Source organism: Pseudomonas sp. FYR_2 (assembly GCF_043106425.1).
Taxonomy (GTDB): Bacteria; Pseudomonadota; Gammaproteobacteria; order Pseudomonadales; family Pseudomonadaceae; genus Aquipseudomonas; species Aquipseudomonas monteilii.
On sequence record NZ_JBICMM010000048.1, the window covers coordinates 263,360 to 288,592 of the forward strand.

Genomic DNA, 25,233 nt, shown 5'->3' on the forward strand with positions numbered 1-25,233 from the left:
TCATTTCAGGTTCTGGCGCAGCAGCATGGTGCCGCCGCGCTGGGTAAATTCAAGTTGTTTCAGGGCACTCATGCCCAGCAATACGGTTGGCCCGTCTAGGCCTGGCACCACGATTGCGCGTACGCCCTGCAGGCGGATGTCCCCCAGTTGCAGGCTGGCCAGGCGTGTGCGGTAGCCCTCGGTGCGCCCGTTGGCGGTGCTGAGCAGTACCGGGCTGCCCCGCTCCAGGTTCAGGTCCCGAGCCAATGCCTCGGGGATGGCCACGTCGGTAGCGCCGGTGTCGAGCATGAAATGCACCACCTGGCCATTGATGGCACCATCCACCACGAAATGGCCCTGGCCATTGCTCAGCAGCCGCACCTCGATAAAGCCTTCGCCATGCTCGGACTGCACCTGGGTGTTGGGGTTACGCTGGCTGTCTTCCCACTGGCCGAAAAAACGCGTGGCAAGAAACAGTGCCGCCGCCCAGGCGACGACCATCAGCACCCTGCCCGCGCGCTTGCCCGGCGTCTGGCTCATGGTTTGGCGCTCCAGCCACCTTCCGGCGCGTCGAAGCGCCAGACGATCGGGCGTGTTTCACCATCGGCGCGGGCGCCGTTGTTGTTGTCCAGGCCAATCCAGGCGCCCTTGGCATCGATGACAAGCGCTTCGGCCAGGCCGAACGGTTGCGCGTAGCGGCGCGACTCCACCAGGGCATCTGCTGCAAACGACCAGCAACGCTCGACCTTGCCGCTGTCGACATCACGCCGGCACACCCGGTAGGCGTTGCGTTCGAGCGTGAACAGCTTGCCCTCGAACCAGGCCAGGTCGGAAAAATCACGCGAAAGCGCTCGGGCATCGGGCATTTGCGCAGGCTGCATCTCGACCCCGGCCTCGCTCAACAGCACACAGCTGCGCCCGCAAGTCCACACCGATTGCTGCCGCTCGATGGCTACCAGGCCACGCCGTTCGCGCTCGGCGGCCAGCCACAGGCGGTCGCCCGCCGGGTTGATCGCCAGGCCTTCGAACAGTGCATTGAAGTTCAGCAGCATGCCGCTGGCGCGGGCCTGGCGAACCATGGCCGGGTCGATTTTCAACCAGTCCGGTTCGCCGTCCACGGGCAACTGCAACACGGCGGCATGGGCCTCACTGGCCAGGTAGAGGTTACCCGCCTGATCACAGGTGATGCCCTCGAAGTCCAGCTCGCCTCCGCGAATGTAAGACGCCGCCCAGTTGCGCGACTTCAGGCCCCAAGGCAGGCCGCTTTCCGGTGGCGATGGCGGGGTGAAGGTCAGCGGTTGCGCACGCCAGGTCGGGTTTTGCTGGTCGAAGCGGTAGATACGGTCGTCGTCGCGATCGGACACGCCCCACAGCCCGCCCCGGCACTCCACCAGGCCCGAAAGGTTGCCACCGCGCATGCCGTCGATCGGGTGTTCGGCACTGAGCTTCAGCTCGGGCCAGTTGCCCGCCAGGCTTGGCAGGGCAACCAGCGCAAGGCAAACGGCAAGAAACTGCCGAATCAAACCATGACCTCGGCCAGGTTGCCTTTGGTTTCCAACCAGCTCTTGCGGTCGCCGGCGCGCTTCTTGGCTAGCAGCTTGTCCATCAGCTCGCAGGTGGCCTGCACGTCATCCAGGGTCAGCTGCACCAGGCGCCGGGTGTTCGGGTCCATGGTGGTTTCGCGCAGCTGTGGCGGGTTCATCTCGCCCAGGCCCTTGAAGCGGGTGACCTGCGGCTTGCCGCGCTTCTTCTCGGCCACCAGGCGGTCGAGGATGCCGTCACGCTCGGCTTCGTCGAGGGCGTAGTAGATTTCCTTGCCCAGATCGATGCGGTACAGCGGCGGCATGGCCACATACACGTGCCCGGCCTCGACCAACGCCCGGAAGTGCTGAACGAACAGCGCGCACAGCAGCGTGGCAATGTGCAGGCCGTCAGAGTCGGCGTCGGCGAGGATGCAGATTTTACCGTAGCGCAGCTGCGCAAGGTCGGTGGCACCGGGGTCAACGCCAATGGCCACGGCAATGTTGTGTACTTCCTGGCTGGCCAGGACTTCGCCACCGTCCACTTCCCAGGTGTTGAGGATCTTGCCGCGCAGCGGCAGGATCGCCTGGAACTCCTTGTCCCGCGCCTGCTTGGCCGAGCCACCGGCCGAGTCACCCTCGACCAGGAACAGCTCTGCACGCATCGGGTCCTGGCCCGCACAATCGGCCAGCTTGCCGGGCAATGCCGGGCCCTGAGTGATGCGCTTGCGTTCGACCTTCTTGCTGGCCTTGAGGCGGCGTCCGGCATTGCTGATGGCCAGCTCGGCCAGCTGCATGCCCAGCTCGGGGTGGGCGTTGAGCCACAGGCTGAAGGCGTCCTTGACCACGCCGGAAACGAACGCTGCCGCTTCACGCGAAGACAGGCGCTCTTTGGTCTGCCCGGAGAACTGCGGGTCCTGCATCTTCATCGACAGCACGAAGGTGATGCGTTCCCAGACGTCCTCCGGTGCCAGCTTCACCCCGCGCGGCAGCAGGTTGCGGAACTCGCAGAACTCGCGCATGGCATCCAGCAGCCCTTGGCGCAGGCCGTTGACGTGGGTACCGCCCTGGGCGGTCGGAATCAGGTTGACATAGCTTTCCTGGATGCTGTCGCCGCCCTCTGGCAGCCACAGCAGTGCCCAGTCAACGGCTTCCTTGTTACCGGCAAGGCTGCCGCAGAACGGCTCGTCGGGCAGGCGCTGGAACGCGTTGACCGAATCGACCAGGTAAGAGCGCAAACCGTCTTCATAGTGCCACTCGACCTTTTCACCGCTGGCCTTGTCCTCGAAGCTGACCAGCAGGCCCGGGCACAGCACGGCCTTGGCCTTGAGCACATGCTTGAGGCGGCTGATGGAGAACTTGGGCGAGTCGAAGTACTTCGGGTCGGGGCTGAAGTAGACGCTGGTGCCGGTGTTGCGCTTGCCGACCGAACCGACCACTTCCAGCTCGCTGGCCTTGAAGCCATCGGCAAAGGTCATCTGGTATTCGTTGCCGTCGCGCTTGACGCGCACACGCACCTGGGTCGACAGGGCGTTGACCACCGAAATACCCACACCGTGCAAACCACCGGAGAACTGGTAGTTCTTGTTGGAGAACTTGCCGCCGGCGTGCAGCTTGGTGAGGATCAGCTCAACCCCGGACACACCCTCTTCCGGGTGGATGTCCACGGGCATGCCGCGGCCATCGTCGCTGACTTCAAGCGAGTGGTCCGCATGCAGGATGACCTGCACCGAACGGGCGTGGCCAGCCAGGGCTTCGTCGACGCTGTTGTCGATGACTTCCTGGGCCAGGTGGTTGGGGCGGCTGGTATCGGTGTACATGCCCGGCCGCTTGCGGACCGGGTCAAGGCCCGAGAGGACTTCGATGGCGTCTGCGTTATAGGCGCTAGCGCTGGGATTGGCCATAGGGTCTCTTCGTCAGTCTGGTGAGTGCAAAAAAGTCAAAATACAGAAAAGTCGAGCGCCGCATACTGCCCGCGGGCAATGCCGGCGAAGGCCAGCAGTGCCGGCAGGTGCTGGGCGAAGCCCTGGAAGCTGTGGTCGCCACCGGCCTGGATGCGCAGGGCACATGCACGGTAATAGTGTTCGGCGTGGCGATAGTCCAGGGTTTCATCGGCGGTCTGCAGCCACACTTGATAGCGGCTGGCATCGACCGGGGCCGGTACTTCCAGCTCGGCCAGGGCCTTCACGTGATCGTGGGTCAGCTCCCAGGTTTCACCACTGTAATGATTGCGCTGGGTGCCCAGGTAACCGTCGAAATGCTTGTGCGGGGTTACCGCCGGGTTGACCAGCAGCGCTTTCAGGCCATAGCGCTCGGCCAGATGGGTGGCATAGTAGCCGCCGAGCGAGCTGCCCACCAGTAATGGCGCACCGAGTTCTGCGATAGCCGCTTCGAGCTGGGCGATGGCCTGGCGCGGGTGGTGGTGCAAGGCAGGCACGCGTAGCTGGGCCGACAGCCCCAGGTGCTGCATCACGGCTTCGAGCTGGCGCGCCTTGGTGGAAAGCGGCGAGCTGTTGAAGCCATGGATATAAAGGATGGAACCCGACATGCTGCCCCCGGAAACTGTGGCGTTGCGCCTGATGATGCGGGCGCAGGGACGCGCAGTGTAGCGCGTTCGCCGGGTTTTGACGCAGTACAACGGGCATCGCAATAATTTCTTCAAATTGCCAGTACCAGCTCCTGTGCAATCCCTGTGGGAACAGCCCTGAATTCCTCTAATAACCTGGGCTATCGAAGTCGAGTTTCACCTCAAAGTCCGTGGCCCGCTCAACCCCGGTCTCCAGCCGCCCATCGGCATGCAGGCGCAACCAGCGGTAACCTGGGTGTTCCTCGCTCACCTGGAAATCCTCACTGCGCGCCGCGAACTGAATGCAGGTCGACGGCGTGGCCAGCAGGCGCCGGCCATCGCGTACTTCATCCCATTCCTGATGCACATGCCCCCACAGCAACGCCCGCACCTGTGGATAAGCCTCGACGATATCGAACAGTGCCTGGGCGTTGCACAAGCCGATCGGCGCGATCCAGGCGCAGCCGATGTCCACCGGCTGATGGTGGAAGCACACCAGGCAATACCGCTCACCTGCGCCTTCCAAGGCGGCTTTCAGCACCGCCAGCTGGTCATCTTCAAGAAACCCGTGGTTTGCACCGCGCACGGCGGTGTTAAGCATGACCACGCGCCACGCGCCAATATCGGTCACCGCCTGCACAAGCTCCGGTGCCACTTCGGCCATGACCCGGGCTTCGTCATGGTTGCCCGGCAACCAGCGGGTGGGCACGGCAAATGGCGTGGTCAGCTCACGAAACGCTTCATAAGAGGCAACACTGGCATCCTGGGACAGGTCCCCCGTGCACAGCAGCAAGTCGACAAGCGGTTGCTCACGCTGCACCTGGGCCACCACATGGCGCAGGCTGTCACGGGTTTTAAGGCCCAACATGCTGCCGGCAGGATCGGCGAAAAGGTGAGCGTCGGTCAGTTGCACCACATGCACAGGGCGCATCAGGTCTGGCCGCATGTCAGCGAACACTTGCCAGTTCGTGACCGCAAGCCAGGCAATGGCTCAGCCATTCACCGAGGAACAGGTTGAGCTGGGCCTTTTCGTCCGGTTGATGCATGGCCTCGTTCGGGTACGGATAGATGCTGCGCAGGCGCCGCGTGTGTTCGGCACTGACCACTTCGGCCATGCGCGCATCGTGATAAACCTGCACCTCAAGATGCGGTACCGGCAACCACGGCAGGCTGTGTTCCTGGCGTACATGCAGGGTGGTGGTGTACGGGCAGGCCAGCACCACGTCGAGCACCAGCACACCGAGCATCTGGTCACCCTGCGTCATGCCGATACGGCGCGAGCTCTGGGTGGTGCGCATGTCGGGCAACAGGCGCATCAGCCGGGCGTAGTTGGCCTCGCAGGCTGCCTGCAGCCCGACCAGATCGACTCGATAGCGCTCGCGCAGCAGGTTCACTTCCACATACCTCGTACTTCGTCGCGGTTCAGCGCCAGCCATTGCAGGCCGATGATGGTCGCCGCGTTGCAGATACGCCCGTCGCGCACAGCCTGCAAGGCGTCCTCGAACGACCACACGCGCACGCGAATGTCTTCGCCCTCTTCTTCCAGGCCATGAAGGCCGCCCGCACCCTCGCTGCTGCACCGGCCAAGGAACAGATGAACGTATTCGTCACTGCCACCAGGCGACGGAAAGTAGCGGGTCATCGGCCACAGTGCACTGAACGTCAGGCCTGCTTCTTCTTCGGCTTCGCGGTGGGCAACTTCCTCGGGTTGTTCGTCCTTGTCGATCAGCCCGGCGACCATCTCGATCAGCCAGGGGTTATCGATCTTGCCCATGGCGCCCACGCGAAACTGCTCGATCAGCACCACTTCATCACGCAACGGGTCGTAAGGCAGTACACACACTGCATCGTGGCGCACGAACAGTTCGCGGCTGATCTCGCGGCCCATGCCTCCGGCAAACAGTTCGTGGCGCAGGTGCACCTTGTCGAGCTTGTAGAAGCCCTGGAAACAGTTGGCCCGCTTGACGATCTCGACCGCCTTGGGCACCGAATTCAATGTGTCTGACATGGAAATCCTCGTTGCTACATCAACCGCCTGGTTACTGCATCGCGCCATCCTACTCTGCACGCCTGCCGGTTTCATCCCTTTCCGCCAACCGCTGGCGCACTCGGGACAGCAGGTCTTCACTCTGTTAGCTTAGTGGCGAACTGAAGGCCGCGCAGACGGTCAAAGGCCGACTTTTCCCTGTTCTGCAAGGATCATCATGACACTTGTCAAACTGACATCCGTGGCCGTGCTGGCACTCGCTCTGGGCGCCTGCCAGAGCCTGTTCACGCCCAACTACCGGACCCCGCTCGAGGTCAAGCGCGACGCCTGGGAGCACGTGAAACCCGGCTGCAGCGAAAGCGACTGCCCGCTGGTGAACATCGACATGGTCCACTTCCCGGCCTTGCCAAAGCTGGACGCCATCGTCGAAAAACGCCTGCTGCAACTGACCGAAGACAATCAGCATGGCACCGCGCCGAGCACCCTGCAGGCCTACGAGCAGCAATACCTGGCCAGCGCCGACAAACGTAACAGCAGCTACCTGCAAGCCAAAGTACGCGAGCAGCATGACGGGCTGGTGATCATCGAATTGTCCAGTTACCTGGACAGCGGTGGCGCCCACGGCATGCCGGGGCGCGGTTTCATCAACTATTCGCGCAAGCTGGACAAGGTACTGACCCTGCAGGACATGCTGGTGCCCGGCCAGGAAGACACCTTCTGGAAAACCGTCGAAGAGTCGCACCGGGCCTGGCTGATGAGCGTGGGCATGGACAAGGACGCCGAGTTCGTCAAAACCTGGCCGTTCAAGAAATCGCCGCACATCGCCCTGACGTACGGCGCAGTCGTGGTCAAGTATGAGGTCTACGCCATCGCGCCCTATTCCATGGGCCACGTAGAGCTGAAGATCCCTTACCCGCGCCTGAATGGCGTGCTCAAGCCTGAACTGTTTCCCGGCCGCGGCTGAGGCTCAACAGCCCGTGCAGTAGCCCTGCCAGCACCAGTGCCGGCAGGGTCGCCCCGAAGTCCGGCGCTTGTGTAGCGATGACATGGTAAGCCGCCACACCCACCACCCAGGCCAGCAGCGCCTGCCAGTGCAAACCACCCACCTGGGCCGGCAGACGACGGCGACGCACCACGTAGTGGTCCATCAGCACCACGCCGAACAGCGGCGCGAACACCGAGCCGATCAGTAGCAGGAAGTTTTCGTACTGGGCCAGCGGCGCCAGCAAAGCGATCAGGGTGCACAGCACACCAATGGCCAAGGCCAGGTGCTCGACCTTCACCGGCACCAGCACACCCGTGGACACGGCCGCCGAATGAATGTCGGCAAAGGCCTTTTCCGACTCGTCCAGCAAAATCAGCAACAGCGGAATACCCATACCGGCGGCCGCCAGGGCCAGCAGCAGGGCATTGACCTCGCCATTGGCAGCGAAGGCCAGGGTGTAAGCCACGCCCAGGCTCATCAGCCAGGTGTTGCCGATGAAGTAGCCCACTACCGTACCGCCAAATACATGCTTGCCGTTGCGGGCGAAGCGCGAGTAGTCGGCGATCAGCGGAAGCCACGAAAGGGGCATGGCAATGACGATGTCGAAGCCCACCGCCAGCGACATCGAGCCGTCCCCGGCGCGGTTCCACAGATCAGCCAGGTCAGCTTTGGCGAACAGGTTCCAGGTCAGCCAGACGCAAGCACCCAGCAGCAACCAGATACCCCAGGCGCGCAGTACCTTGCGCACGAAGGCCAGTGGCCCGCTCACTGCCAGCAAGGTGGCCAGGGCACCGAAGCACAGGGTCCACAGCATCGGGCTGTTCCAGGCACTGTCTTCGCCGAAGGCGCGCGCGCCCAGCAGGCTGGCGGCATCGCGCATGACAATGATCTCGAACGCGCCCCAGCCGACCAGTTGCAGCAGGTTGAGCAGCGCCGGCAGGCGCGCGCCGTGGCTGCCCAGGCTGAGTTTCAGGGTACCCATAGCCGACAGGCCGGTGTCGCTGCCGATCACACCGGCAGCCCCCAGCAACAGTACGCCCACGCCGGTGCCCAGTGCGATGGCCAGCACGGCGCCCGCCAGGCCCAGACCGGGGGCCAGCATGGCGCCGACCTGCAGCACCATCAGGCCGATGCCGAGAGAGAACCAGAGCGAGAACAGGTCGCGGGCACCGAAGATGCGCTGGTGGGTAGGGACCGGGTGGTCGGGGGAAAACTGGCTGGGGGTGGTCATTGTTATGTTCGCCAAAAGAATTAGGGGTTGCACACAGCACCCTGTGGGAGCGGGCGTGCCTGCGAAGCAAGCACCGCGGTGCCTGGCAAGGGCTTCGCCCTTGTTCGCAGGCACGCCCGCTCCCACAGGGTAAGGCGCTGCGACTTAGACTTTGTGGTACAGCTGGCTGCCTTCCTGGCGGAACCGCTCGGCCTGCTCGCGCATGCCTTCTTCGACCGACACGTCCACGGTCTCGATCTTGGCGGCGTATTCACGCACTTCCTGGGTGATCTTCATCGAGCAGAACTTCGGCCCGCACATCGAGCAGAAGTGCGCGACCTTGGCCGATTCCTTCGGCAGGGTCTCGTCGTGGAAGGCACGGGCAGTGTCCGGGTCCAGGCCGAGGTTGAACTGGTCTTCCCAGCGGAACTCGAAACGCGCCTTGGACAGGGCGTTGTCGCGAATCTGCGCGCCCGGGTGGCCCTTGGCAAGGTCGGCCGCGTGCGCGGCGATCTTGTAGGTGATGATGCCGGTTTTCACGTCGTCCTTGTTCGGCAGGCCCAGGTGCTCCTTGGGCGTGACGTAGCACAGCATGGCGCAACCGAACCAGCCGATCATCGCCGCACCAATGCCCGACGTGATGTGGTCGTAACCCGGGGCAATGTCGGTGGTCAGCGGGCCGAGGGTGTAGAACGGCGCCTCGTCGCAGCACTCCAGCTGCTTGTCCATGTTCTCCTTGATCAACTGCATCGGTACGTGGCCCGGGCCTTCGATCATGCACTGCACGTCGTGCTTCCAGGCGATCTTGGTCAGCTCGCCGAGGGTTTCCAGCTCACCGAACTGCGCGGCGTCGTTGGCATCGGCAATCGAGCCAGGGCGCAGGCCGTCGCCCAGCGAGAAGCTGACGTCGTAGGCCTTCATGATTTCGCAGATTTCGTCGAAGTGGGTGTACAGGAAGTTTTCCTTGTGGTGCGCCAGGCACCACTTGGCCATGATCGAGCCACCACGGCTGACGATGCCGGTAACACGTTTGGCGGTCAGCGGCACATAGCGCAGCAGCACGCCGGCGTGGATGGTGAAGTAGTCCACGCCCTGTTCAGCCTGCTCGATCAGGGTGTCGCGGAACAGCTCCCAGGTCAGGTCTTCGGCCACGCCGTTGACCTTCTCCAGCGCCTGGTAGATTGGCACGGTACCGATCGGCACCGGCGAGTTGCGGATGATCCACTCGCGGGTTTCGTGGATGTGCTTGCCGGTGGACAGGTCCATGACCGTGTCCGAACCCCAGCGGATGCCCCAGGTCAGCTTGGCCACTTCTTCCTCGATCGAGGACCCTAGTGCGCTGTTGCCGATGTTGCCGTTGATCTTCACCAGGAAGTTGCGGCCGATGATCATCGGCTCCACTTCCGGGTGGTTGATGTTGGCCGGGATGATCGCGCGGCCACGGGCGATTTCCTGGCGGACGAATTCGGGGGTGATTTCTTTCGGGATGTTGGCGCCGAAGCTGTGGCCGGCGTGCTGCTCCTTGAGCAGGCCAGCGGCGCGGGCCTCTTGCAGCTTCATGTTTTCGCGGATGGCCACGTATTCCATCTCGGCGGTGATGATGCCTTGGCGGGCATAGTGCATCTGCGAGACGTTGGCGCCGGCCTTGGCGCGGCGCGGGTTGCGCACGTGGGCAAAGCGCAGCTTGGCCAGTTCGGCATCGTTCAGGCGCTGCTGGCCGAAATCGGAGCTCAGGCCGTCCAGGCGCTCGGTGTCACCACGGGCGTCGATCCACGCCGAACGCACGTCGGCCAGGCCCTTGCGCACGTCGATGATCACGTTGGGGTCGGTGTACGGGCCAGAGGTGTCGTAGACCAGCACCGGGGCATTGGTTTCGCCACCGAAATCGGTCGGGGTGTCGTCCAGGCTGATTTCACGCATGGGCACGCGGATGTCCGGGCGCGAGCCTTCGACATACACCTTGCGCGAGCGCGGGAACGGTTGCACGGACTGCTGATCGACTTGTGCCGATTCGCTGAGGTTGATCGCTTTTTCTTGTTTGGTCATCACAGGCTCTCCAGACGGCTTCCTAGCAGTGGAATGTCGGGGTGAACCTGAATGGCGCGGACGCACCCATGATGGGTGCAGTGCCGGATATGGGGGTGCCTGAAGCTGCATGCAGCTGCGACATTCCCGGACCTGGCACAAGAGGCTCCCCGGGAAGGCGAGCAATCTTGTTCCCTACGCAGGCGCTAACCTGATCAGGTTCAACGGGATCCGCACCTCTGCGATCTCAGCCTTTGCTTCAAGGCACCCCGACAAGAACATGCGCAGTCTAGACTGGAGTGGTCGGCAAAGCCAAGCGGGTAAATGCGCGGTTGATGAAAGGCACACCAGGCGATTGTTGCCGGGGGCGCATGGCACTACACTGGCCCGTCATCCGATACTCAACAGTTCAGTAATTAAATTTCGTACAAGGATTGCCTCTATGCTGCGCAAACTCTCACTGGCGATAGCCGTGTCTTGTGCGTCCAACGGAGTGGTCTGGGCAGCGGACGTGCCCCCGACAGTGAAGACCGACCTGGTCAGCGTCTACCAGGAAGCGGTGGACAACAACGCCGACCTGGCCGCCGCCCGCGCCGATTACGGCGCCCGCCGCGAAGTGGTGCCACAGGCCCGCGCCGGGTTGCTGCCCAACCTGTCGGCTGGCGCCGAGATGATGAACACCCGCACCAAGCTGGACGAGCCTTCCATCACCTCCAACCGCAGCGGTAACTCATGGAGCGCGACGCTGGCCCAGCCCATCTTCCGCGCCGACCGCTGGTTCCAGTTGCAGGCAGCCGAGGCCGTCAACGAACAGGCGGCGCTGGAGCTGTCGGCCACTGAACAGAACCTGATCCTGCAAACTGCGCAGAACTACTTCGCCGTGCTGCGTGCCCAGGACAACCTGGCCGCCACCAAAGCCGAAGAGGCCGCGTTCAAGCGCCAGCTCGACCAGTCCAACGAGCGTTTCGATGTGGGCCTGTCGGACAAGACCGACGTGCTGCAATCACAGGCCAGCTACGACACGGCCCGGGCCAACCGGATCATTGCCGAGCGCCAGGTGCAGGATGCCTTTGAAGCACTGGTCACCCTGACCAACCGTGAATACACCTCGATTCAGGGTGTGGTGCATAGCCTGCCGGTGCAGGTGCCAACGCCCAACGACGCCAAGGCCTGGGTCGAAACTGCCGGGCGCCAGAACCTCAACCTGCTGGCCACCAACTACGCGGTGTCCGCCGCTGAAGAAACCCTGCGCCAGCGCAAGGCCGGCCATGCGCCGACCCTGGATGCAGTGGCCAAGTACCAGAAGGGTGACAACGACAGCCTGGGCTTCACCAACCCTTCGCAACTAGGCGTGCGTTACAGCGGCGATGTGGAACAGACCAGCGTGGGCCTGCAACTGAACATTCCGATCTACAGCGGCGGCCTGACCAGCTCGCAGGTACGCGAGGCTTACCAGCGCCTGAGCCAGAGCGAGCAGCAGCGCGAAAGCCTGCGCCGCCAGGTGGTGGAAAACACCCGCAACCTGCACCGCGCGGTGAACACCGACGTGGAACAGGTGCAGGCGCGCAAGCAGTCGATCATCTCCAACCAGAGTGCGCTGGAGGCTACTGAAATCGGCTACCAGGTCGGTACCCGCAACATCGTCGACGTGCTCGATGCCCAGCGCCAGCTGTATACCTCGGTGAGGGATTACAACAACAGCCGCTATGACTACATTCTGGACAACCTGAGCCTGAAGCAAGCGGCGGGTACGTTGAGCCCGCAAGACCTGGCGGACCTCAAGCGTTACCTGAAGCCGGACTACAACCCGGACAAGGACTTCCTGCCACCGGACCTGGCGGCTGCAGCGGCCAAGAACTTCGAGCGCAGGCCTTGAGATAGGTGTTGGACCATTCGCGGGCAAGCCCGCTCCCACAGGGGCTGTGCAGTTTTCTACGTATGCATCAATCCTGTGGGAGCGGGCTTGCCCGCGAAAAAGCCAACACAAAAATCAGCGGATGAGCGCGCCAAGGCCATCAAGCAAGCGCCGCAAAGCGCCCTGATTGGCCCGCATCACCGCCCTACCCGCCTCGCCCATGCGCTGGGCATCCTGCGGCAACTCGACCAGCCGCCGCACCGCCCCGGCCAGCCCGTCGGCATCGTCCACCTGCTGCAACGCCCCCGCCTCACGCAGCATCGCGCTGATTTCAAGGAAGTTGAACACATGCGGCCCCATCAGCACCGGCAACGCCAGCGCTGCCGGCTCCAGCGGGTTGTGCCCACCGGTTGCCACCAGGCTACCGCCGACAAAGGCAATGTCGGCCAGCGCATACAGGAACAACAGCTCACCCATCGTATCGCCAAGCAATACCTGGGTTTGCGCCTCGACGGGCGTGCCAGCAGAACGCCGTACGGTAGCGAATTGCTCGCAGCACAGCACATGTACCGCATTGAATCGCTCGGGATGGCGCGGCACCAGGATCAGCAACGCATCGCCATGCACCTGCAACAACTGCCGGTGCGCCTGCAAAATCAGCGCATCCTCGCCTTCATGGGTACTGGCCGCAATCCACACCGGGCGCTGCTCAGCCCCCCATTGCGCACGCAGCGCCTGGGCGCGCGGAAGCAGTTGCTCATCAATCTTCAGGTCGAACTTGATCGAACCGGTGACCTGCACGCACTCAGCGCGCGCGCCCAAATCACGGAAGCGCTGGGCCTCGGTTTCGGTCTGCACGGCAATCAGGCTCATCTGCGCCAGCATTGGCCGTGTCAGCTTGGCAAAGCGCCCATAGCCACGGGCCGAGCGCTCGGACAAGCGCGCATTGGCCAGCGCCACCGGGATGCCGCGTTTGGCGCACTGGTGAATGTGATTGGGCCACAGCTCGGTTTCCATGATGATGCCCAGCTTGGGCTGCACATGGTCGAGAAAACGCCCGGCCGCCCAGGGCAGGTCGTAGGGCAGGTAGCAATGCTGCACGCGCGGTTCGTCGGCGAACATGGCGCGAATGCGCTCGGAACCGGTCGGCGTCATGCAGGTAAGCGTGATTGGCAGTTCCGGGTAGGCCTTCAGCAAGGCCCGCACCATTGGCGCGGCGGCGATGCTTTCGCCCACCGACACCGCATGCACCCAGATGCCTGCCCTGCGCATGGCCGGCAGCTTGAAGGCAAAGCGCTCGCCGATGCGCTGGCCATAGGCCGGCGCCTTGCGTGCGCGCAGGTACAGGCGCAGCGCAACCAATGGCAGGCCCAGGTGAAACAGCAAGGTATAGAGTGTTCTGTTCATGGCGGCGGAGTTTACCCGATCGCACGCAAGTGCACTGCAAAGCGCTCGGCCAGCCACTGCGCCGCAGGCCCCAGTGGCTCATCACGGCGCCAGGCCAGCTCTGCCACCAGTGCAGGCGGGCGCCACTCGCTGTCCAGCTCGACCATATGCGCCTGATAAGTCGGGTACTGCACCACATGCCGCGGCAACCAGGCCCAGCCCAGGCCGCGCATCAGCAATTCGGCCATGGCGTAGAAGCTGTCGGCACGCCACACCTGCGGGCTGACTGCCTCGCCGCCGGGGTAACCGCTTTGCTGTGGCGTGATGAGGAGTTGCCGGTGGCGGGCCAGTTGCTGGCGGGTGACCCGACCCTCACCTGCAAGCGGATGGCCGACGGCGCACACCGTGACCATCTCCACACTGCCCAAGGCGCGCCGCTCCAGTGATGTCGGCATGCTTTCGTGGTGAAAGAACAGGCCCAGGTCGGCGCGGCGTTCCACCAGCTTGCGCGCCACATCACCTTGCGCACCACTGGCCAGTTGCACCTCCAGATAGGGGTAGCGGCTGGCGAGCTCATCGAGGCTGTCTATCACCGGCTGATAAGGCATGGCTTCGTCCTGCGCCACCCGCAGCAAAGCCTCCTGCCCGCGCATCAACGCAAGGGCGCGGCCATCCAGACGTTCGCACTGTCGCAGCAGTTCGCGGGCATCTTCCAGTAACGCACTGCCGTTCTCGGTCAGCTTAGGCTGCCGGCCACTGCTGCGCTCGAACAGGGTGACCCCCAGGTCGGTTTCAAGCAGGGCAATCGCGCTGCTGATGGCCGACTGCGCCTTGCGCTGCTCCCGGGCCACGGCAGAAAACGAGCGCAGTTCAGCGACGCGCAGGAAGGTGCGCAGTTGCTCAAGGTTCCATTGCTCGGCCATCAACCTATCTCCCCAACTGATAGGTAATGACTTTACCCCATCCAGGTAGGGTCTAGAATGCCCGACCAGTTATCGGAGGATCCTGCCATGAATGCCTACACCTACCTCGCCATCGCCATCTGCGCCGAAGTCATTGCCACCGCTTCGATGAAAGCAGTGAAAGGCCTGAGCACGCCATTGCCGTTGCTGCTGATGGTGGTTGGCTATGGCATCGCGTTCTGGATGCTGACCCTGGTGGTGCGCAGCATTCCGGTGGGCATTGCCTATGCCATCTGGTCGGGGCTGGGGATTGTGCTGATCAGTGTGGCGGCGCTGGTGATCTACGGGCAGAAGCTGGATGTGCCGGCAATGCTGGGGATGGCGATGATCGTGGGTGGGGTGGTGGTGATTCAGCTGTTCTCCAAGACTGCCGGGCACTGAAGCTGCCTGTATACTTGCCAGCTGTCCCAGTCTTCGAGGTACCGCCATGCCATCTGCCATTTCCACTGACGTGCTGATCGTCGGCGCCGGGGTCGCAGGCCTCTGGCTCAATGCCCGCCTGCGCCGCCTGGGGTATTCGACAGTGCTGGTGGAGCGCGCCAGCCTTGGCGGCGAGCAGACCATCAAGTCTCAAGGCATCATTCACGGCGGTACCAAGTACGCCCTGCAAGGCGCCCTCACCGGTGCTTCGGAAGCCATTGCCGACATGCCGCGCCGCTGGCGCGAAGCCTTGAGCGGCAGCGGCGAGCTGAACCTGAGCAACACCCGTCTGCTGTCCGAGGCCCACTACCTGTGGTCGCCAGGCACCCTGGCAGGCAACCTCACCAGCTTCTTCGCGAGCAAGGCCGTGCGCGGCCGGGTCGACCAGGTAAAAGGCGAACAACTGCCGCCGGCCCTGCAAGACCGTGCCTTCAAGGGCAAGGTCTATCGCCTGGCCGAACTGGTCATCGACGTACCCAGCCTGCTGGCCAACCTGGCCGACCTGGCGGGCGACAGCCTGTTGGCCGGGGAACGCATCGAGCCGCTGCGCGAAAGCGACGAACTGGTAGGCCTGCGCGTCGATGGCCGCGACATCCGCGCCCAGCGTATCGTGCTCAGCGCCGGTGCCGGCACCGAGGACCTGCTGCATGCCTTGGGCCTGAAGCAGCCGGCGATGCAAACCCGCCCGCTGCACATGGTCATGGCCAAGGGCCCTGACCTCAAGCCGCTGTATGCGCACTGCCTGGGCGGCGGCCCCAAGCCACGGGTAACAGTCACGACTCACCCGGCTGCTGATGGCCAATGGGTCTGGTACCTGGGCGGCGATCTGGCTGAAGCCGATGGCGTGGCACGTGAGCCGGCAGCACAGATTGCGGCGGCGCAGAAGGAAATAGCCAGCCTGTTGCCATGGGTAGATCAAAGCCAGGTCCGTTGGGCCACCTTGCGCGTCGACCGCGCCGAACCTGCGCAGTCCGGCCTGGTGCGCCCGGACAACGCCTTCCTCGCCGACCAGCAACGCCTGTTGGTGGGCTGGCCGACCAAGCTGGCCTTGGCGCCAGACTTCAGCGACCGGGTCATCAGCCACCTGGAGCGCGACGGCATCCGCCCACAGGCACAAGCCGACCTGGCCGGCCTGCCACGCCCACCGCTGGGTGTTCCTGCCTGGGAGCAACTGCTGCCATGACACTGCCCACCCTGCACGACTTCCATCGCCCGCTGGGCAGCACCGGTTTCAAGGTTTCACCGCTGGGCCTGGGCACCGTCAAACTGGGCCGCGACCAAGGCGTGAAGTACCCCACCGGCTTCACCATCCCCAGTGACGACGAAGCCCGCCTGCTGCTGGCCCAGGCCCGCGAGCTGGGCATCAACCTGATCGACACCGCCCCGGCCTATGGCCGCAGCGAAGAACGCCTGGGCCCCCTGCTGCGCGGCCAACGCAACGAGTGGGTGATCGTGAGCAAGGTCGGTGAAGAATTCGACAACGGCCAGTCGCACTTCGACTTCAGTGCCGCCCACACCCGCAGCTCGGTGGAGCGCAGCCTGCGCCGCCTGGAGACCGACCGCATCGAACTGGTGCTGGTGCATTCCGACGGCAATGACCTGGCAATCCTCGAACAGCAGGAGGTCTACCAGACCCTGGCTGAACTGAAGCAGGAGGGCAAGATCCTCGGCTTCGGCCTGTCCGGCAAGACCGTGGCCGGCGGCCTGAAAGCACTGGAACAGGGCGACTGCGCCATGGTCACCTACAACCTCAACGAGCAGGCAGAACGCCCGGTGCTGGACTACGCTGCCGAACACGGCAAGGCCATCCTGGTAAAGAAGGCCCTGGCCAGTGGACATGTCTGCCTGGCCCCGGGCGTTGACCCGGTGCAGGCCAGCTTCGAACTGCTGTTCGCCCACCCGGGCGTCAGCAGTGCTATCGTCGGCACCATCAACCCGCTGCACCTGGCCCACAATGTGGCCACCGTCGCCCGTATCCTGGGCCAGCATTGAGTTACCCCAGGCCCAAGGGCCTGGCGACTGACCCGACGCAAGGAGGAGCCTCGTGGCGCGAACGCTGATCCGCAAGAACCCGAGCAACTTCAAGACACTGCCGCTGCATGTGGAGGCCACGCCCGATGGGCTGATTTATCAAAGTATCGGCATGCCGCTCAACTTTGCCCAGACCCAGCAGCGGCGCAAGGCCATCCAGCTACCCGACACGCAGCACTTCGTGGCCGAACTGGCCAACCTGGGTGTGTCGGTGCGCCTTACCCTGCATTGGCAAAACCGTGATTACTGGGTGCTGGTGCGCCAGCGCCGGCAAGACCGGGGCGATGTGGTGCTGAAACTGATTTCCGGCTATGTACCGGCACAGGAGCTGAACCTGCCGTTGCACACGGCGGTGCAGGAAGTTGCTGAGGAATGCCTGCTGGAAACCCCGGAAGGCTGGCTGGGCGGGCGCTTCAATGATACCTGGCTGCCCGTGCCGTACGCCGCCGCCCTGCACTATCGCGAAACACCGCACTTCCTGCTGACCCCGCAGTCCGGCGCCGCCCGCCCCGTGCACTGCGGCAACCTGATGCTACTGGAGCGGCCACGGGCCTATGTGCACTTGCCCACCGCCTCGCTGCAACTGATCTACGATATGCGTCTGCAGGTGCCCCGTGAAGCCAAAAAGCTCAGCCTGTTCCACGTCGATGAGCGACTGGAGAGCGGCCAGCTGGTGGCGCGACTCAACCGCAAACGGCCAGACCTGTACCTGATGCCGTTGAAGGACGGCCAACCGCTGGCGGAGCTGTATACGCTGAAGAAGGATGAACTGGTACCGGCGAGTACGCGTGGGCTGTACCTGGCAGAGAGTTTTGCCCGGCAGGAAGGTTGGGTGGTGAAGGACGAGCGAGTGCGCTGGAAGGACTGGGTGAAGCAACAGGGGTTGGTGGAGCCCAAGCCGTTGCGGGCATCGCACTTGCAGCGGTTTGGTGACAAGGCGCGGGCGCTGCTGGAGCGGGCTCGGACCTCATTGCACAAGTGACATCCTGGGGCTGCTTTGCAGCCCTTCGCGGGCAAGCCCGCTCCCACAGGACCTGCACAGTTCTCAAGACCTGCGCTGTACCTGTGGGAGCGGGCTTGCCCGCGAAGGGCCGCAAAGCGGCCCCAATCAATTTTTGCGGATTTTCTCGACAATCGCCGTGGTCGAGCTGTTCTCGACCAGACCCAGCACCTTCACGGTACCGCCATAGGCCTTGACGATATCGGCGCCCACCACCTGGTCGATGCCATAGTCGCCACCCTTGACCAGCACATCCGGCTTGACCTGGCTCAGCAGGTTTTCCGGCGTGCCCTCAGGGAAACTGATCACCCAATCCACCGCCCCCAGGCCGGCCAGAACGGCCATGCGCCGGTCGACGCTGTTGATCGGCCGGCCAGGCCCTTTCAGGCGGCTGACCGAGGCATCGTCGTTGACCGCGACGATCAGGCGATCGCCCTGGGCCCGCGCCTGCTCAAGGTAGGTGACATGCCCGGCGTGAAGAATGTCGAAGCAGCCATTGGTGAAGACGATCTTCTCTTTGTGCGCCCGCGCATCATCGATGGCCAGCAGCAACTGCTCAAGGCCCAGCACACCGCGCTCGGAGCCTTCTTCGCGCTGGATGGCCCGGCGCAGTTCAGGGGCGCTGATCGCAGCCGTACCCAGCTTGCCAACCACGATGCCTGCCGCCAGGTTGGCCAGCGCCACCGCGTGGGGCAGGTCCTCGCCAGCCGCAATGGCCGCCGCAAGGGTGGAGATGACAGTATCACCGGCACCGGTCACATCGAACACTTCGCGCGCCCGCGCCGGCAGGTGCAGCGCTGGCTGCCCCGTGCGCAGCAGGGTCATGCCGTGCTCACCACGGGTAACCAACAAGGCGCCCAGGTCCAGGTCCTGCAGCAGTTGCACGCCTTTGGCAACCAGCTCGGCCTCATCGGCACAACGGCCAACGATGGTCTCGAACTCGCTGAGGTTCGGGGTGATCAGGCTGGCACCGCGGTAGATGGAAAAATCCTTGCCCTTGGGGTCGGCCAGCACCGGAATACCCTTGGCTCGCGCCGCCTGGATCAGGCTCTGGTGGTTTTTCAGTGCGCCCTTGCCGTAGTCGGAAAGGACCAGCACCTTGACGCCTTCAAGCAAGCTGTCGACTTCCGCGCCCAGCGACAGCGGGTCGGTGGCGAACGGCTCTTCGAAATCGATACGCAGCAACTGCTGGTGACGGCTCATGACCCGCAGCTTGACGATGGTCGGCTGATGCGCGATGCGCTGGAACACCGAACGCACACCGGCAGCCTGCAGGCTATTGGCCAGGCTGTCGGCAGCTTCATCCTGGCCGGTGACGCCGATCAGCGACGCCGGCGCGCCCAACGCAGCGATGTTCAAGGCAACGTTGGCCGCACCGCCTGGGCGATCTTCGATCTGATCGACCTTGACCACCGGGACTGGCGCCTCAGGCGAAATACGCGAAGTACCGCCATGCCAGTAGCGGTCGAGCATGACATCGCCGACCACCAGTACCGGGGCTTGATCGAAACGCGGCATGGACAACTTCATGGGCAACCCATATGGAAATAATGAACAGGGGCAGGATATTAGCACAGGGTAGACGACGGCTTTATGGCCAGATCGTCCCCGGAAAATTCCCGTGACAATCGGGGCCGTTAAGGCCCCGATCAGGGAGGACTCAGGTGATATCGGCCTTGACCGGCTCATCCAGGCCCATGGCGTGCAGGCGGGCATAATGGCCATTAGCCGCAAGCAGTTCGGCATGGGTGCCACGCTCCACCAGGCGACCCTGGTCCATGACCAGGATCTGATCGGCCTTCTCGATGGTCGACAGGCGGTGGGCGATCACCAGCGTGGTGCGGCCTTGCATTACATGGTCCAGGGCGGCCTGGATGTGCCGCTCGGACTCGGTATCCAGTGCCGAAGTGGCTTCATCGAGGATCAGCAGCGGTGCGTTTTTCAGCAGCGCCCGGGCAATCGCCAGGCGCTGGCGTTGGCCGCCGGAAAGCAGCACGCCGTTCTCACCCACTTCGGTATCGAAGCCCTTCGGCAACCGGTCGACGAACTCCTTGGCGTAGGCATCGGCTGCAGCGGCTTCGATATCTGCGCGCGGGGCGCCAGCCAGGTCGCCGTAAGCGATGTTATTGGCCACGGTGTCGTTGAACAGGGTGACGTGCTGAGTCACCTGCGAAACATGGCGGCGCAGGTTGCGCAGGCGATAGTTCTCGATTTCCACGCCATCGAGCAGAATTTGCCCTTGTTCGTGGTGATAGAAGCGCGGGATCAGCGCGGCCAGGGTCGACTTGCCGCTGCCGGAACGGCCCACCAGGGCGATCATTTGCCCTGGCTCGGCGACAAAGCTGATGTCGCTTAGTACTTCGCGCTCGGTACCCGGGTAGGTGAAGCTCAGGTTGCGCACTTCCAGGCGCCCTTCCACCCGCTCCTTCTCGACAGTACCGGTGTCCAGCTCAGGCTCTTCGTCCAGTTGCTCGAAGATGCTTTCTGCACCGGCCAGGCCCTTCTGGATGGTCGAGCTGACTTCCGAAAGCTGGCGAATCGGCTTGGGCAGCAGGCCGGCGGCGGTGATATAGGCAACCAGGTCGCCCGCCGTGGACTCACCGCGCAGGAACAGCACCAGGAACATGAGCGCGGCCATGGCGCTGTAGATCACCAGCTGCAGCATCGGCGTGTAGAGCGAGCCGGTCTTGGTCATGCGCAATTGCTTGTCGGTATTGCTCTGGCTGGCCTTGCCGAAACGCTGCTCCTCATAGGCCTCGCCACCGAAGCTGCGCACCACGCGGTAGCCCTGGATGGTTTCCGAGGCAACGTGGGTGACATCACCCATGGCCACCTGGATCTTCTTGCTCTGTTTGCGGAATTTCTTGCTGGCAACGCTGACCATCACCGCAATTACCGGCAGGATGGCGACCATCACCAAGGTCAGGTGCCAGTTCATCCACAGCAGATAGGCGAACAGGAACACCACGGTCAGGCCTTCGCGGATCACCACCTTGATGGCATCGGTCGCCGCGCCGGTGACCATGGTCACGTTGAAGGTAATGCGCGAAATCAGGTGCCCGGAGTTATGGTTGTCGAAATAGCGGTTGGGCAACACCAGCAGCTTGTTGAACAACTCCACCCGCAGGTCATGCACCAGGCACAGGGACACCTTGGCCAGGAAGTAGTTGCCGAGGAACGAACCCAGGCCCTGCCACGCGGCGATCAGGATGATCAGCAGCGGCACCGCCTGCAGCAATTGCAGGTCGCGCAGGTAGGGCACGTTGGGGAACAACACCGCTTCGGGGTTGCTCAGCCCATCGACGAAGTATTTGAGGATGCCCGCCAGCATTGGCTGGGTCGAGGCAAAGATCACGAAACCGACAATGCTCAGCAGGAAAATGCCGACATAGGGTTTCACATAGCTCAGCAGCCGGAAGTAGATCTTCAGGCTGGAGTTGTGCTCCGCCGGTCGCGGTGTTTCGGCCATTATCGAGCTCGCTGTTCAGGTTGAACCGGAAATTTTACCACAGGCGCCATTTTCGGCACGCCCCCATGGCAGCATCATGGCAAGGCCGACAGGCAGCCAGCTGATGAACCACTCGGCGCGCGGCGTACCGGTGAGGCTGGCGGCATCGAACTGCATGGCCAGGGTCGAGTACACCCAGAACCCCAGAAGGATCTTGCCAAACAGCGTGCCGCGCGCACGGACGATTTCGCCCAGGGTGAACAACCACACGATGACCCAGAGCAGCATGCCAGGGATCCCCATTTCCACGGCAACATGGGTGAACATGTTGTGGGTGTGGTCAAAGTGTTTACCCACAGCACTTACGTCGTAGGGAGCCCCCAGCCCCAGGCCGGTCCAGGGGTGTGCGGCAATCATATCGATGACGGCATTGAAGATTTCCGGCCGATAGGACGAGCCGCGCTTGGCGATCAGGTCGTATACGACGAAGAACGCCAGGCCGGTGGCAACCAGCGCCAGGATGGAAAACACCTGGCTGTGGCGATCGCGGAACCACAGCGGCGCGATCACTACGGTGATCACCAGGGCCAGAATCGCCCCGCGGCTCTGGCTGAGCATGGCAAACGCGCCCAGACAGACCAGCGCCGCCAGCCATAACAGCTGCAGACCACGCTGGCGCGGCGGGTCGTACAGCAAGAAGAGCACCGCCGAGCCAATGACATAAGCCCCCAGAATCGGGTGCGAGATCTCGCCAATGCCTGCCAGACGGGCCAGCAACGATTTGCCCTGCAAACCGTAGAAATTGATGATCGAGACCAGCGCAGCGACGGCCAACAGGCCGCTGCCAAGCAGCAACAGCTGACGAATGCGGGCCCTGCCTTGCTGCGCCAGCAGCGGGAATGCCAGCAGGAATACCAGGATGTAGACAAGGCGCTTGATCTCGCGCCCTGGGTCTTCTGCGGGCGACCAGGCCAGGCTCAGCCCGCACCACGCCAACAACAGCAGCACACTCACCCACAGCGCCGGCTGGCGCCTCCAGGCTTGCACCAGCACTTCACGGGCAGACCACGCCAGTACCAGCGTTGGCAGCCACAAAAACAACACCAGCCCCTGCTGGTAAACCTTGTTGCTCGGTGCCAGGGCAATTGCTGCCAGGAACCAGACCAGACCCAAACCTAACCAGGCCCGTGCCCAGTTTTTTTGATACAACATCCTTTCCCCCGATGAATCAAAGACACCATCCATGGTGCAACAGCATTATTTTCGGCATTATTGCCGGTCATTTTGCTCGCCAGACGACAAGGCTCTATTCATGCAATGCTCCCGGCTCACCCAGGTCGACTTCGATCAGCTGACACAAGGCGCACAGGTGCTTGAGGCAGACAGCCATGGCGCCAAAGTCTACCTGCTCAAGGATGGAAATTTCCTCAAGGTTTTTCGTAGGAAGCGGCTGATTTCATCTGCACTGTTGCGCCCCTACTCGCAGCGCTTCGTCGATAACGCCGCGCGCCTGGCGCAACTGGGCATCCCTACGCTCGAGGTGATCAGCCAGCACAAGCTCGACCTGCCAGGCCGTACCGCCGTGCTGTATCGCCCGCTGCCCGGGCGTACCCTGCTGCAAATGTCGCGCGATGAAGGGTTCAGCTGGGATACCTACCTGCCGCAGCTGATTCAGCTGGTTCGCCAGCTGCACCACAGTGGCGTGTACTTCCGCTCGCTGCACCTGGGCAACGTGGTGGTTACCCCCGACCAGCGCCTGGGCCTGATCGACGTGGCCGACATGCGTTTCCTGCGCCCACCGTTGTCGGCACGCATGATTCGTCGCAATGTGCAGCACATGGTGCGCTATATCGAGCGGGAGAACCTGGGTGACCGGTTCCCCCTCGCTGCGTTCGAGGCGGCCCTGCTGGCACGCTGAACGTCATTTGCGCAGCAAGCTCTGCGAGCCATTGCAGAAGGCCTGCCAGGCTTGCTCCGGCGCCAGCGCCTGACGCTGCCGGGCGGCTACCGCCTGGGGGCTGAGGGACGTGCATCGTTCGATTGCTTCGGCCCATGCCCCTTCATCGGCTACCGGCAGGTAACCGCCGGTATCCTGCAACTGTTCGCGAAACACTTGCAGGTCGCTGCACACCACCGGCACGTCGGCCATGACCGCCTCCTGCACCACCAGCCCCAGGCCTTCAGAGCGAGAAGGCACCAGTAGCCAATCGAACGCCCGATACAACTGCTGCAGGTCTTCACGGTGACCGCACAGGTGAACGCGCGCGGCCAGGCCCAGTACATCGATACGCTCTTGCAGCACGGCGTGCAGAGGACCTTCGCCAATAATGGCCAACTGCAGGTCCGGCTGATGTGTGCTGGCCCGGGCAAACGCCTCGATCAGCATCTCGAAGCCTTTGCTTTCTACCAACCGCCCTACCGCGCCCAGCATCACCCCGCTCGCAGCAGGCAACTGCAGCGCCTGCCTGGCCCTGTCACGGCTCAACAACGACTCGACGAACGCTAACGGGTCAAGCGCCATGCGCAGGGTCTGCACCGGCCTGCCCAAGTCGTGCTCCAGCGATTCGGCCAGTGTATGCGATACCGCTGCGATGCTCAGGCGCTCGGCGGGGAACATACGCAACAAGCGTACATCGCTACTGTTCAGGCGCGTCTTGCCATGGAACAGCACCTTTGCCCGCACCTGAGGGCTGTTCTGCAACAGCGGTAGCACCAGCCGCGCGACACCAATACCGTCGAGCAGCACGACCTCGGCCTTGGCCTCGGCAAGCGCCTTGCGCAAACGCAAGCGCAACCAGGGCCGCAACAGGCGCCACAGGTGCCGCCCTTTCAGCGCACGCAGTGGCATGTGCCACTCCCGGGTCGAGCCAAGCCCGCAACACAACCCGCTTCCCAGCAGCAACCAGTTACTGATCCGGGCATCGGTACCTGCGTGCGACAGCACTTGGCGATGCACCTTGTGGATGGACATGTACGGCGTTCCACCCGCCCACATCATATTGACGATGTTCATGGGCCCTCTCCCGCTCATGTCAGGTGGGACAGCGACTTCATTGAACAAAAAGGGTGATACCCATGCCGATCAAGGCACCCGTCACCAGCGTCAATGCCAGTTTGATCCGATCACGTTGACGCCGTTTGGCCTTGCGCTCCACTTCGATGGGCAAGGTCACGTGATTACCGAATCCAGTGTGCAATACTGCATCACCCTCCAAGGTGACCGCTGTCAGATTTAACTCAGCGTAGCGTCGGGAAAGCGCCTTCTCTCCAGCATAGGCGGCAAATGGCGCGCAGCGCTGGTAATCACTCAAACGCCGCAGACCGGGGTTGAGCGAAAACGCCTGCCATTCAGCCTTGTCGGACAGCAGCGGGTAGCAAGGCACACCCGCGATCACCTGCCGATCGCCCAAGTGGATGTAAGGGCTGTGGATGGCCAGGTCGTGAGCATGGCTGCGCAGCCACACCTGCAACAGGTTGGGGCTCACATCCAGAATGGCCCGCGAGTCTTCGACAAAGCCTTGGCGATAGAAATGCCAGTCGTCCTCGCAGTGGAAGATGTACGGCGTCTTGACGTGGCTGTAGGCCAGGTCGATAGACGGCAACTGGCCAAGCTTGGGCCGGTTGACGAACACCTTGCAGTACGGTTTCCAGTGCTCTGGCACAGCGGCATGCACAGCATCGTCACCGGAATCTTCGGTGATGAATACCTCGCGAATGGGCGCGGTGTTGTAGCGGTCGAAACTCTCAAGGGTATCTTTGAGCAGATCGAACCGCCCACAACTGGTCACGACGAGCGTGACGTCACTCTCATTTGAAAAGCGCACCGGACTCCCTCCGCATTGCGACAAACGGCCTTCAA

General features: G+C 63.2%; 23 protein-coding genes and 1 riboswitch. Of the genes, 7 read left to right on the top strand and 16 right to left on the bottom strand.

Annotated elements, in window-relative coordinates:
• The 7 genes from ACF8R4_RS22140 to ACF8R4_RS22170 all read right to left on the bottom strand — a co-directional run bounded on the left by ACF8R4_RS22140 (position 1) and on the right by ACF8R4_RS22170 (position 6,073).
• Complete coding sequence (locus tag ACF8R4_RS22140; protein WP_019097697.1) at positions 1–519, bottom strand: TIGR02281 family clan AA aspartic protease; 519 nt, start codon at positions 517–519, stop codon at positions 1–3.
• The gene (locus tag ACF8R4_RS22145; RefSeq protein ID WP_019097696.1) at positions 516–1,502 is read right to left on the bottom strand and encodes an esterase-like activity of phytase family protein; all 987 of its coding nucleotides are present in this window, start codon (positions 1,500–1,502) and stop codon (positions 516–518) included. The genes ACF8R4_RS22140 and ACF8R4_RS22145 overlap by 4 nt, the downstream gene beginning before the upstream one ends.
• The gene (parE, locus tag ACF8R4_RS22150) at positions 1,499–3,403 is read right to left on the bottom strand and encodes a DNA topoisomerase IV subunit B (RefSeq protein WP_104833857.1); all 1,905 of its coding nucleotides are present in this window, start codon (positions 3,401–3,403) and stop codon (positions 1,499–1,501) included. The genes ACF8R4_RS22145 and parE overlap by 4 nt, the downstream gene beginning before the upstream one ends.
• 35 nt (positions 3,404–3,438) lie before the next feature.
• A complete protein-coding gene (locus tag ACF8R4_RS22155; RefSeq protein WP_060500346.1) occupies positions 3,439–4,047 on the bottom strand; it encodes a YqiA/YcfP family alpha/beta fold hydrolase in 609 nt (202 codons plus the stop codon).
• Between the two features lie 166 nt (positions 4,048–4,213).
• On the bottom strand, positions 4,214–5,011 hold the full coding sequence (cpdA, locus tag ACF8R4_RS22160) for a 3',5'-cyclic-AMP phosphodiesterase (protein ID WP_060500344.1): 798 nt from the start codon (positions 5,009–5,011) through the stop codon (positions 4,214–4,216).
• A gap of 1 nt (position 5,012) precedes the next feature.
• Positions 5,013–5,465, bottom strand: coding sequence for a DUF1249 domain-containing protein (locus ACF8R4_RS22165; RefSeq protein ID WP_016501905.1), 453 nt, complete (start codon positions 5,463–5,465; stop codon positions 5,013–5,015).
• The gene (locus ACF8R4_RS22170) at positions 5,456–6,073 is read right to left on the bottom strand and encodes an NUDIX domain-containing protein (protein ID WP_060500343.1); all 618 of its coding nucleotides are present in this window, start codon (positions 6,071–6,073) and stop codon (positions 5,456–5,458) included. The genes ACF8R4_RS22165 and ACF8R4_RS22170 overlap by 10 nt, the downstream gene beginning before the upstream one ends.
• Before the next feature lie 196 nt (positions 6,074–6,269).
• On the opposite strand from ACF8R4_RS22170, the gene ACF8R4_RS22175 reads away from it, so the two are divergent.
• A complete protein-coding gene (locus ACF8R4_RS22175) occupies positions 6,270–7,016 on the top strand; it encodes an RsiV family protein (protein WP_060500340.1) in 747 nt (248 codons plus the stop codon).
• Here the strand turns inward: ACF8R4_RS22175 and cytX are convergent.
• The gene (gene cytX / locus ACF8R4_RS22180; RefSeq protein WP_104833855.1) at positions 6,985–8,268 is read right to left on the bottom strand and encodes a putative hydroxymethylpyrimidine transporter CytX; all 1,284 of its coding nucleotides are present in this window, start codon (positions 8,266–8,268) and stop codon (positions 6,985–6,987) included. The genes ACF8R4_RS22175 and cytX overlap by 32 nt on opposite strands.
• 144 nt (positions 8,269–8,412) lie before the next feature.
• Positions 8,413–10,293, bottom strand: coding sequence for a phosphomethylpyrimidine synthase ThiC (gene thiC / locus ACF8R4_RS22185; RefSeq protein WP_060500337.1), 1,881 nt, complete (start codon positions 10,291–10,293; stop codon positions 8,413–8,415).
• A gap of 154 nt (positions 10,294–10,447) precedes the next feature.
• A riboswitch (TPP riboswitch) is annotated at positions 10,448–10,554 on the bottom strand.
• A 160-nt stretch (positions 10,555–10,714) separates the two neighbouring features.
• Here thiC and ACF8R4_RS22190 point away from each other — a divergent pair.
• Positions 10,715–12,148 (top strand): TolC family outer membrane protein, encoded by a 1,434-nt coding sequence (locus ACF8R4_RS22190; RefSeq protein ID WP_060500335.1) that lies wholly within the window; start codon positions 10,715–10,717, stop codon positions 12,146–12,148.
• A 114-nt stretch (positions 12,149–12,262) separates the two neighbouring features.
• Here the strand turns inward: ACF8R4_RS22190 and waaA are convergent, their stop codons facing one another.
• Both waaA and ACF8R4_RS22200 read right to left on the bottom strand, forming a co-directional pair.
• Complete coding sequence (waaA, locus tag ACF8R4_RS22195; RefSeq protein WP_060500332.1) at positions 12,263–13,534, bottom strand: lipid IV(A) 3-deoxy-D-manno-octulosonic acid transferase; 1,272 nt, start codon at positions 13,532–13,534, stop codon at positions 12,263–12,265.
• Between the two features lie 11 nt (positions 13,535–13,545).
• Complete coding sequence (locus ACF8R4_RS22200; RefSeq protein WP_104833853.1) at positions 13,546–14,436, bottom strand: LysR family transcriptional regulator; 891 nt, start codon at positions 14,434–14,436, stop codon at positions 13,546–13,548.
• An 87-nt stretch (positions 14,437–14,523) separates the two neighbouring features.
• On the opposite strand from ACF8R4_RS22200, the gene ACF8R4_RS22205 reads away from it, so the two are divergent.
• The 4 genes from ACF8R4_RS22205 to ACF8R4_RS22220 are packed head-to-tail and all read left to right on the top strand — an operon-like array spanning position 14,524 to position 17,908.
• Complete coding sequence (locus ACF8R4_RS22205; protein WP_008095055.1) at positions 14,524–14,856, top strand: multidrug efflux SMR transporter; 333 nt, start codon at positions 14,524–14,526, stop codon at positions 14,854–14,856.
• A gap of 46 nt (positions 14,857–14,902) precedes the next feature.
• Positions 14,903–16,078: an FAD-binding oxidoreductase gene (locus ACF8R4_RS22210; RefSeq protein WP_060500328.1), complete on the top strand. Its 1,176-nt coding sequence runs from the start codon at positions 14,903–14,905 to the stop codon at positions 16,076–16,078.
• On the top strand, positions 16,075–16,887 hold the full coding sequence (locus ACF8R4_RS22215) for an aldo/keto reductase (protein ID WP_186722959.1): 813 nt from the start codon (positions 16,075–16,077) through the stop codon (positions 16,885–16,887). Before ACF8R4_RS22210 ends, ACF8R4_RS22215 begins: the two co-directional genes overlap by 4 nt.
• 52 nt (positions 16,888–16,939) lie before the next feature.
• Positions 16,940–17,908 carry a hypothetical protein gene (locus ACF8R4_RS22220; RefSeq protein WP_060500324.1) on the top strand — a complete coding sequence of 323 codons (969 nt, stop codon included), beginning with the start codon at positions 16,940–16,942 and terminating at the stop codon, positions 17,906–17,908.
• 126 nt (positions 17,909–18,034) lie between these two features.
• On the opposite strand, the gene hldE is transcribed toward ACF8R4_RS22220, so the two are convergent.
• The 3 genes from hldE to ACF8R4_RS22235 form a co-directional block, all read right to left on the bottom strand.
• Complete coding sequence (gene hldE, locus ACF8R4_RS22225; protein WP_019097686.1) at positions 18,035–19,456, bottom strand: bifunctional D-glycero-beta-D-manno-heptose-7-phosphate kinase/D-glycero-beta-D-manno-heptose 1-phosphate adenylyltransferase HldE; 1,422 nt, start codon at positions 19,454–19,456, stop codon at positions 18,035–18,037.
• Positions 19,457–19,586: 130 nt separating this feature from the next.
• Positions 19,587–21,395, bottom strand: coding sequence for a lipid A export permease/ATP-binding protein MsbA (gene msbA / locus ACF8R4_RS22230; protein WP_164525141.1), 1,809 nt, complete (start codon positions 21,393–21,395; stop codon positions 19,587–19,589).
• Between the two features lie 15 nt (positions 21,396–21,410).
• Entirely contained in the window at positions 21,411–22,586 is a 1,176-nt protein-coding gene (locus tag ACF8R4_RS22235) for an O-antigen ligase (protein WP_223623486.1), read from the bottom strand.
• Positions 22,587–22,686: 100 nt separating this feature from the next.
• Between ACF8R4_RS22235 and ACF8R4_RS22240 the strand changes: the two genes are divergently transcribed.
• Positions 22,687–23,292 (top strand): hypothetical protein, encoded by a 606-nt coding sequence (locus ACF8R4_RS22240; RefSeq protein ID WP_016712356.1) that lies wholly within the window; start codon positions 22,687–22,689, stop codon positions 23,290–23,292.
• Positions 23,293–23,295: 3 nt separating this feature from the next.
• On the opposite strand, the gene ACF8R4_RS22245 is transcribed toward ACF8R4_RS22240, so the two are convergent.
• Together ACF8R4_RS22245 and ACF8R4_RS22250 are read right to left on the bottom strand one after the other, a co-directional pair.
• Entirely contained in the window at positions 23,296–24,387 is a 1,092-nt protein-coding gene (locus tag ACF8R4_RS22245; RefSeq protein WP_104833850.1) for a glycosyltransferase, read from the bottom strand.
• A gap of 37 nt (positions 24,388–24,424) precedes the next feature.
• Positions 24,425–25,198, bottom strand: coding sequence for a glycosyltransferase family 2 protein (locus ACF8R4_RS22250; RefSeq protein WP_104833849.1), 774 nt, complete (start codon positions 25,196–25,198; stop codon positions 24,425–24,427).
• Between the last annotated feature and the right edge of the window lie 35 nt (positions 25,199–25,233).